8 protein-coding genes and 1 riboswitch are annotated in these 9,155 nt (G+C 55.2%); of the genes, 7 read left to right on the top strand and 1 reads right to left on the bottom strand.

Going from position 1 to position 9,155, the window contains the following annotated elements; translation table 11 throughout:
* The first annotated feature begins 270 nt into the window (after positions 1-270).
* A complete protein-coding gene (locus tag HMPREF3044_RS12490; protein WP_236589102.1) occupies positions 271-1,548 on the top strand; it encodes a 3'-5' exonuclease in 1,278 nt (425 codons plus the stop codon).
* Between the two features lie 14 nt (positions 1,549-1,562).
* On the opposite strand, the gene HMPREF3044_RS01540 is transcribed toward HMPREF3044_RS12490, so the two are convergent.
* Positions 1,563-2,459 carry a LysR family transcriptional regulator gene (locus HMPREF3044_RS01540; RefSeq protein WP_005392307.1) on the bottom strand — a complete coding sequence of 299 codons (897 nt, stop codon included), beginning with the start codon at positions 2,457-2,459 and terminating at the stop codon, positions 1,563-1,565.
* A 69-nt stretch (positions 2,460-2,528) separates the two neighbouring features.
* Here HMPREF3044_RS01540 and HMPREF3044_RS01535 point away from each other — a divergent pair, with 69 nt between their 5' ends.
* The 6 genes from HMPREF3044_RS01535 (at position 2,529) to HMPREF3044_RS01510 (ending at position 8,349) form a co-directional block, all read left to right on the top strand.
* Positions 2,529-3,671 (top strand): TDT family transporter, encoded by a 1,143-nt coding sequence (locus HMPREF3044_RS01535; protein WP_256381074.1) that lies wholly within the window; start codon positions 2,529-2,531, stop codon positions 3,669-3,671.
* A gap of 142 nt (positions 3,672-3,813) precedes the next feature.
* Positions 3,814-3,924: riboswitch (TPP riboswitch) on the top strand.
* A complete protein-coding gene (locus tag HMPREF3044_RS01530; protein WP_005392311.1) occupies positions 3,920-4,579 on the top strand; it encodes an ECF transporter S component in 660 nt (219 codons plus the stop codon). Its footprint overlaps the riboswitch before it by 5 nt.
* A gap of 338 nt (positions 4,580-4,917) precedes the next feature.
* Positions 4,918-6,228 (top strand): ABC transporter ATP-binding protein, encoded by a 1,311-nt coding sequence (locus HMPREF3044_RS01525; RefSeq protein WP_005392315.1) that lies wholly within the window; start codon positions 4,918-4,920, stop codon positions 6,226-6,228.
* Positions 6,225-7,025, top strand: coding sequence for an energy-coupling factor transporter transmembrane component T family protein (locus HMPREF3044_RS01520; RefSeq protein ID WP_005392317.1), 801 nt, complete (start codon positions 6,225-6,227; stop codon positions 7,023-7,025). The genes HMPREF3044_RS01525 and HMPREF3044_RS01520 overlap by 4 nt, the downstream gene beginning before the upstream one ends.
* Positions 7,026-7,673 carry a nucleoside/nucleotide kinase family protein gene (locus HMPREF3044_RS01515; RefSeq protein ID WP_005396150.1) on the top strand — a complete coding sequence of 216 codons (648 nt, stop codon included), beginning with the start codon at positions 7,026-7,028 and terminating at the stop codon, positions 7,671-7,673.
* A 169-nt stretch (positions 7,674-7,842) separates the two neighbouring features.
* Positions 7,843-8,349, top strand: a complete 507-nt coding sequence (locus tag HMPREF3044_RS01510; protein ID WP_232621855.1) for a P-loop NTPase family protein — start codon at positions 7,843-7,845, stop codon at positions 8,347-8,349.
* Positions 8,350-9,155 lie beyond the last annotated feature (806 nt).

The raw sequence follows: 9,155 nt of genomic DNA, 5'->3' as shown, positions 1-9,155 counted from the left end.
GCGTTTCATTGGCCCGTGGCAAACAGGGCAGTAAGGTCTCGGTGTACTCATCCAATAAGGATCGAATACTGCCATTAGCACATTTGGACCGGGAAGTGGTGGAACCCGAAGGATCAGCCCCGGACGCCCTCACGCCGAGAGCGTAACATCAATGTTTCACCAGCCCACAGAGTAAAAACAACTCTAATTAGACACACGTTTTGGCGCTTAACCCACGAATGTTCATTCAGACCGAGGAATTACGTTGTGTTTAGTCATAAAGTTATGGATATGGGCTTTGTTGATTTCATTTCGAACCTTCTCAGTGGCGACAACACAGACTCCAGGAATCACCGGAACGACACAGCGCCCGGTATTGATAACGTTCTTGGAGGCCTCGAAGAAGGCGGGCTCCCCAATCAACCACTTGCGGCGCCCACATCTCATTATCCGCAATTCTCGGTCGCGAGAAGCGTAGAGAGCTCCGCGCCATTGCCGTGGTTGGAACCGAAGCAGGCGATAAGGATGCCAACCTTTGAGGGGCGCTACATCTGTGATTGGGTGAACCCCATCGCCCAATTAAAGCGAGACGGGGATTTGGATACTGCCCTCTATTTTGCCAAAGGGTGCATGGAAGAAATGGTGCGTGCGGCGAGAGAAAATCCAGCTAATGTGATGGAATTTTACGTAAGTCAGGTACTCATCATCCAGCACAAGCAGCGGGACTATGTGGGAGAGCTGGAAACTCTGGATTACTGGTTGGGCCTCCAGCTACCTGCCTCTAGACAGGATCTCCACGTCAATCTTCTGAAAAGACAAGCCAAGGCGCAAGAGATGGCGGCTAAGAGGAGCGGAACCGATCCTGCGCCCTACACAGCAGAGTGGAAGCGGCTCGTTGAACTGGAAAAAGAAACCAAGAAATCTCAGGTTGACTCAGGTTCACTCACCGGCAGGTCAGCGGCTGGATTGGACTCTATAGCGACGGTCAGTCGGCACGCACCACGGAGATATGCAGCATCTCCGGAGGCACTTGCGAAGCCGAAATTCGTTGCCGTTGACTTTGAGACAGCTAACCGGTCCTCGAGGTCTGCGTGTCAAATCGCTATGGTCAAGGTCGAGTACGGCCAGATCGTAGATAGATTCTCTACGCTGCTTAAACCTCCACCGGGGCACGATGAATTTGAATTCACGTATCTCCATGGCATCTCGGCTCGCGATGTCGCGGATGCTCCAAGCTGGAAGTTTGTCGAACCTTACATACGAGCTTTTGTTGACCGCCTGCCTGTGTATGCACACAATGCGTCTTTCGACAGGGGAGTATGGGTGAGCATGGATTCTTACTACGGAACGAGGACGCTGCCGGAAGAGTTTTACTGTTCTTATCGCACTGCAAAGAGGCTGATTCCTGGCCTGGAAAACTACAAGCTACCCACCGTTACCAAGGCAATCGCGCCATGGTTCCGTCTTGATCACCACCGCGCTGACTCGGATGCCGAGGCCTGTGCGCTGATCGTTATAGGTTTGCAGATGTTGGAGAACTACTCAGAAGATGAGAGGCCAAAGCAATAAGCGACCCGGAGTATTTATGCTGGAAGAACGATCGAGTCAATGAACTCCTTAGCTTCTTTACTTCTCGTCGCGTGCCGGAGCCAGACTGCGGTAAGTGGCCGGGTGAAGGTAACCTCAGCGGGAACGGCGATGAGGCGACCAAGCTGAATATGATCTGCGATAGCGCCCTTCGCGATGATGCCAGGGGCTTTCAGCGCCATGATGCCGGATCGCTGTGAAGCAAGGGAGCCGAACTCGCCGGCAGGTGGTGAAAGTGTTCCGAGGACGTTCTCAATGACATCGCGGGAACCGGATCCTTTCTCCCTGACAACCAGGGGAGTTGTACGTAGCTCTGCAGCTGTGACGGGGTGCTCGTTGTCACGCTTTGCCCATGGGTGATCCGGGGTGACGGTAAGAACCAGCTCGTCTGAGCCGAGTTCCTTCTCAATCTCGTTGTGGAGAGGTGTGCCTCCCTCAACGACGCCGACATCGGCGTGCTGCTCAGCGACAAGCTTGCGCACCCCTGCCGAGTTGTCCTGTAACTGTGTGATCGACACGTGCGGGCGTGTAGCAGTAAAAGTCGCGATCCAGGCGGGGCTGTAGAGCTCGGCGACGGTGTTCGATACAGCGATGGTCAGGGTGACGTGCGCAGGGGTGCGGGCAAGGAGGCGTCGAGAAGCCTCAAACTCGTCGGCGTGGGCGAGGAGAGTGCGGACGTGTGGGAGGAGCGATCGACCTGCAGCCGTGAGTGCAATGCCATAAGGAGAACGGTGAAAAATCTCGATGCCCAGGGTGTTTTCTGCACGATTGATGCGCTGGCTCAAGGTCTGCTGGTGAATGTGGCTGTCCCTGGCGGTGGCGGAGATACTTTCGTGCTCGGCGGTCAAGACCACGGCGTAGAGATCGTCCCACGCAGGTAGATTGCGGTACACGCATTCATTGTACCCCCCACAATTTCTGGGGTGTGGTGGTTCTGGGCTGCGAGTTAATAGAGTGCCTGTGTGCATAAGTCAGATAAACCATGTGTTCTTGCTCCGGCGGGCCCAGCTTGGGCCGGGTCCCTCATGGGGACCTCAATTGCCGCGTCACTCACCTCTGCTCACGGTCTACCCGGGTGGGTATCCGCCTTCTTTGCCACGATTGCAGCGGGCATCCTCGTGACTATCACGGTCGGCTGGCTTATCCACCGCAACCCCCACTTCTCCCACACCCTCATGCCAGCGTGGGGCATGTACGCCATGGGCATCCTCGCCTGCGGATCCGCTTGGACAGCGGTCACTGGCAATGACTGGTTCCAGATCATCTCCTGGTGGATCGGAACACCACTGGGGATCATTGTGTGCCTCAACCAGCTGCGCGGATTCGCCGGCGCGCCCACCTTCCAATGGGGGCTTGCACTTGTAGCCCCGATGGTTGGGGCTACAAGTGGGGGCCAACTTGCACCCGACCACGGGGGGCTTTATCACACTGCGGGTATCGCATGTTTTGTGCTCTCACTGGTCACCGCGCTGCCCATTTTTGCGCGCGTGTACATCGACGTCGTCCGTGGGAAGTTGCGCCTCCCAGGCCAAATCGCCGGAACAGCGTGGATTCCCCTTGGTGTCGTGGGTCAGTCGACAGCAGCTGCGCAGGGTCTCTTCGGGGGTAAGTTTGCCATCATTTACGGTGCCGTTATGCTCATCGCCGGCATCAGGATGGTCGAGTTCGCTATGAAGAAGTTCTACGTTGCCGTGTTCGAGTGGGACGGCTACAGCCCCGGCTGGTGGGGCTCGACATTCCCCACCGGTACGTTGTGCCTGGGTACTCACTTATTGAGCAAAACAGCTTCTGCGGAGTGGCTCGACTACGTGTCAATTTTCTTCCTCATCCTGTTGCTCTGCCACTGGACGATTTGTTGCGCCCGGTGGGCGACATGGTTGCTCCGGGAGTCGCCGGCAGCACACCGCTACCACGCCAAACGCCACCCCACCCTCGTCATCGAGGATCCCCGCTTTCACTATGGAGAAACTGAACCTGCATCGACCGACGACGGGGGCGACTTTGTCGTGGAGAGCCATGCCGATGCAACAGATCCCGATCATGAGCGCCTGAGTAAGGAAGGCCTAGCAGCACACCCTGCGGTCTCTGGAGCGCGGGGAGTATAAACGACGGAGTTTGCGCACAGAATTAGGCAGTTACAGCGGGATTTCCAGGGACACCGGAGCCGACTCGTCTAAACCTGGATAGATTCATTTGGGACATGTGGGGGTAGGCAGTTGCCGGAAAGTTCGGATTAATCTTAAGCTAATTGCGCACCACGGGAGCTGACAGGAAATCCTGTCGGCTGAGATGCCTCGCGGCGAACCGTAGAACCTGATCCGGGTAATACCGGCGAGAGGAAGGGATAACTTTCATGAACAATTCTGTCAACCCAGCGGACGAAAAGGGCACTGCAGGAGTGCCTGTCCGCACATCGGGGCCATCCAGGAAAACAGACACGCGTGGCTGGCGTGGCATCGACATCATTACTGCCGCAGTTTTAGCTGTGGCATGTGGCCTCATCTTCTGGCTGTGGAATATGGTCGGCGGCGCGGGTTTTACAGCCTTGGACACACTGACACCCGGGTTTGGTGGTCTGGTGACGGGCACGTGGTTCTTGGGTGGTGTCCTTGGCGGATTAGTCATCCGGAAACCAGGTGCCGCGATCTTCGTTGAGCTGGTTGCCGCTTGTGTTTCTGCTGTGCTGGGAAGCCAGTGGGGAATCTCGACGCTGTACTCGGGAATCGCGCAGGGGCTTGGTGCCGAGATCGTTTTCGCTATCTTCGGTTACAAGAAATTCGGATTGCAAATCGCAGCTCTTGCCGGTGCTGCATCAGGCATCGGAGCGTTCTGCCTCGAGTTGTTCACCAGTGGCAATCTCGCTAAGAGCGCAGAATTTAACCTCATCTACATTGTCTGTCTCATCATTTCTGGCGCGATTCTCGCAGGCATCATTGGCCACTATCTGGTGAAGGCCCTCGCACAGACCGGCGCTCTCGACAGGTTCGCAGCTGGACGCGCAGCGAAGGCTTAAACAAAAAAGTCGAGAATAAAAGCCTCGAGAAAAGCCAGGCTTATCTCACGTACGCGCACCCAGCCTGTCAGAAAAATGCTTGAAGCCTAAACCGAGCCGACTGCATCTGAGGCCCGCACTCCGACAAGCTTTGCGGGCGCTGATGGGCGAGTGTGGTTCCCGCAGGGCGGAGTCCACCTGCATCTGGGAAAGAAAACAGCGGTTGGCACCTCAATCGCTGGGGCTCCAGGCGTGCTTTCTGCGCCTGCCACACGTGAAAAGGAGAAAGACATGCTTGTGGGGACGGCACGATGACGACGAGACCAGTAGGTTCACGTAATCGTCAGGAGCACGGGGATGTGGTGGTGGAAGCCACAAATTTGGGATACACGCATGCGTCCCGCGGAATCCCCGCTTTCACGGGTCTTGACCTCACAATCGAGCGGGGGGAGCGCGTTCTTCTAACTGGCGATTCCGGGGCGGGAAAATCTACGCTCTTATCGCTCATCGCGGGTCTATACACGAGCGATGACGAAGGTGCACAGGAGGGGAGTCTCACTGTCCGGGGTTCCGTGGGGATGGTGTTGCAGGATCCTGATTCACAGGTGATCTGTAACCGGGTCAGCGATAACGTGGCTTTCGGTGCAGAAAATCTCGGAATTGATCCGGAGGAAATCTGGAACCGTGTACGAACGTCACTGGACTTGGTGGGACTGTCGGTTCCCCTTGACCATCAGGCATCCAAGCTATCCGGTGGTCAAAAACAACGACTCGCTCTGGCCGGAATTTTGGCAATGAAGCCGGATATCATCATTCTCGACGAACCTACGGCGAACCTCGATCCCGAGGGGGCTGAAGATATTGTTCGAGCGGTCGATTCGGTTGCGCACTCCGTGGGGGCGACGCTCATTGTGGTGGAGCATTCCCCTGCGCTGTGGCTGCCACTAATGGACACCGTCTATCGCATGGAAAAAGATGGTATCCACCAGATTGCTCCCGCAGATGCTGTAGTTACGTTCGACTTACCGGAGCATAGAACAGTTACTCCAGGGGCCAGTAATCTTATTGAAACAACGGATCTGCAGACAATATGGGGGCCACCGCGGTCTGTTGCGCTTCCCGAGGGATATTCGACGGTCATCCGTGGAGCGAACGGTACAGGAAAAACCACCCTTGCTCTCACACTTGCAGGACTGGAAAAAGCGGTTGGGGGGCACATGTATATTGCAGATTCGCTTCGACAAGGCTTATCAGGTCCCCCGCACACATGGCGCTCGCGCGAATTAGCCCGTCGCGTAGGGTACGTTTTCCAAAACCCAGAGCATCAATTCGTAGCCCGCACTGTTGCTGCGGAGCTTGCTGTTGGTGGTGCAGACAGGAAACGTGTCGCCGAGCTAGTGGAGCGGCTACGCCTTGGTCACGTCCTTGATGCCAACCCCTTTACCTTATCTGGTGGTGAAAAGCGGCGTTTGTCTGTCGCGACGGCTCTTGCCAACGCGCCACGCCTCGTCCTTCTTGACGAGCCAACCTTTGGGCAAGATAAGACGACGTTTGTAGAGTTGGTTGGTTTAATCCGTGAGCTGACAGTCAATGGAGTGACAGTGTGCTCGATCACGCATGATCCTGTATTTGAACACAGCCTCGGCGATCACACGGAGGTGCTCCTATGACAGCTGCAACGCAGCACACGAAAGGGCTGGGCGTAGGGGGACTGAACCCCGTAACGCGCCTCTTCATGGTTTTCATTTTCACCTTGCCGCTCTTTTTCACTGTGGATTGGGTATCGGCGACGGTGGCAATCGCTATCGAGCTCATCGCAATACCTATTCTCCAGGTACCAGTGAGGATGGTAGTCAGGCGAAGTATTCCCCTTCTTATCGCTGCTGGCCTCGGTGCCATTCCCATGATGCTGTACGGGCAGGCCGACGGACACACCTACGCGTCGTTTCTGACAGCACAAATCACGGATAATTCGCTTCAGCTGGCAGCGGGGATCTTTGTTCGTGTCCTCGCTGTTGGCCTTCCCGTAGTAGTCGTTTCTCACGGTGTGGATCCGACGGATGTAGGGCGCGCGCTCGCCCAGGTTCTGCACCTCCCCGCACGATTTGTCCTGGGCACCGTGGCAGCGCTGCAGATGCTCACAGCTCTGCGAGAAGACCTCCATGCTATGCACCAGTCCCGCCGTTCCCGTGGACTGATAGACCAGCGAGGTTTCGGTCACCGCTTCCGCAATGCGATTACGCTTGCATTCGGGCTTCTCGTACAGTCGCTTCGTCGAGCCTCCACGCTATCGGTGGCTATGGAGGCACGTGGATTTTCCTACGCTCATCGTCGTACGTGGGCGAAGCCGTCCACTCTGCGTGCTGTAGACGTGGTTGCGCTCGCTATCACCACTGTTCTCGCAGCCGTCCCTATTATTGTTTCTGTCGCTACAGGCTCTTTCCGTCTCTTTGGAGTTTTTGGCTAGATGGCGCGCACTATTCTTATCGATGGAAGGTCAGGAGCGGGTAAGACAACTTTTGCCGGGCTCGTTGGGGAGGCGACTGGCTTTCACGTCATCCACCTCGACGAGTTCTACCCTGGGTGGGGTGGCCTTATAGAGGGTGCTAGAATGGTCGAAAACTGTATCCTCCAAACGGATGACCCGGGTTATTTTCGGTGGGATTGGGGGAAGGAGCGACCGGGGGAGTGGGTGAGTGTTGATCCGAAGGCAGACCTCGTTATCGAGGGGGTCGGTTCGATTACGACAGGCAACGTCCGTGCCGCCCGTGAAAGATACGCAGAATCTAAAGAGGGCAAACTGTCCCAGGCGGAGGGGCTGGGCTGTCTCACCGTATGGGTAGAAGTTCCCGACGGGCTTCGACGTCAACGCGCGCTGGCCAGGGACCCTGGGTTCGTTGATTTTTGGGAAATGTGGGCGCGTCAGGAGGAGTGCTTTGAACAGAGTTTTGAGAGAAAAGAAGAATTAAAGCAATGTAATATGAGGGTTCAATCGGCTGGGATCGGCTTTCAGGACAACGCGAAAATTCTACGCTCGGCGCTGCAGGATTGCGTAGAGTGGGTACAATGTGGTGTGAAAGGAGCGGCACCTGGTTATAAGCAGAATTATTCTTAGATTTACGTATTTACCTGGGGAAAAACAACTTTGAGCAATCGTAATATGTTTTGTTTATCTCGTGAAATGATGTAGATTTGAGGGCGAGTAATTTTGCGAAAGAACGTGATTTCAATCATGTTAAAAGTTCTGTAACCATTACATCCTTATAGGATCTAAGATGGGAGTTATGACGAGAATGGATAAACTTGTCGTCATCGGCTCGCCGGGATCCGGTAAGCGGGCGTTTAGCACCGCACTTTCCAGCGTCTCTGGGTTGCCAGTGACACATCTGGATACACTCTACTGGAACGACGACGGCACATACGTTGGAGACGACACCTTTTTCGCCAGGGTCGATGAGGCCATGGCGGATGGTCGTTGGATCATTAGCGGTACCTATCTTAACGTTCTCGGTAAGCTCCTTGATGCAAGCGATGGAGCATTCTTCCTTGATTACTCACTTGAAGCGTGTTTGGAAAGCGTAAAGAACTATAAGGCGCAGAACGACGGTGCGGCGTGGATCGCTGCGCCAGGTGCAAACGAGAACGAAGCATCGTTCATCAACAAGTTCCACATGGAATCGCGCCCCAAAGTCTTTGAGGAACTGCGTCGCAGGCCTCGGCTCCTTGTCAACCGCTTCACCACTAATGCTGGAGCCACTACGTATCTTCGTGCCATGGGGTGGCGCCAATAGCCTTATAGGGTGCTCGCATGGCCACCGCAAGCGGTGAGTCTCGCATACAGAGGCGGTTCCTCGCTCGTAGGCTAATGAACGGAGATTCCGGCTGCTAGGGGGATGAGGCTACCGAGTGGTAGTCTCAACCATGCCACTGTGGCCATTGATTTGGCACCCAGGACCCCTGAAAGCCGCCTCATGGGCATGAAGTCATACCGCGTCCCCTCGCTATGTACACACTGAGACGCGTGAGGCAGAGAAATACTACAGCAACTGTCCGAAAAAAGGGGACTGTACCTTCCCCAGAGGCGAAAACATCCCGTGAGTGGGGCACAGCCCTTGCATTGTCTCCATAGTTCATTATTATGAGGGGGATCCCGCCGAACTGCAGGTACCATTAGTGCGGACAACGCTTCCGCAACAGAAGAAAGGCTTCCTACCGCGTGGTAGGAAGCCTGTTCTAGGTTATGTTTGTTATGTCCCAGTAGTTTTTGGACTCGGAGTCCAGTGACTTTTTGTACGTGGTGTCTACTGACTGTTTGGACTTGGTGAGGCCACTATTTTGGGATGGGAATTTCATCCCATCTCAGAAAGAAAATCGCTGATTTCGATCCGGGATCACGATCAAGCAGTTCTGCAAGGATAACGGTTTTTCTAAGCAGACGTACTTCAATATCAAAAAGCGTATCGCCGAACGTGGTAGATCTGGCATCCTGCCGGACAGTACAACACCGAAAAACCCAAAAGACGCCACGATGACCAGATAAAGTGGTGCGTATTTGCGGACATGGTCTCTACGTCGGGTTGCGGTTTAAAAACCGAAA

Source organism: Corynebacterium sp. HMSC073D01 (assembly GCF_001815555.1).
Taxonomy (GTDB): domain Bacteria; phylum Actinomycetota; class Actinomycetes; order Mycobacteriales; family Mycobacteriaceae; genus Corynebacterium; species Corynebacterium glucuronolyticum.
This window is presented reverse-complemented; position numbering and strand designations above follow the sequence as displayed.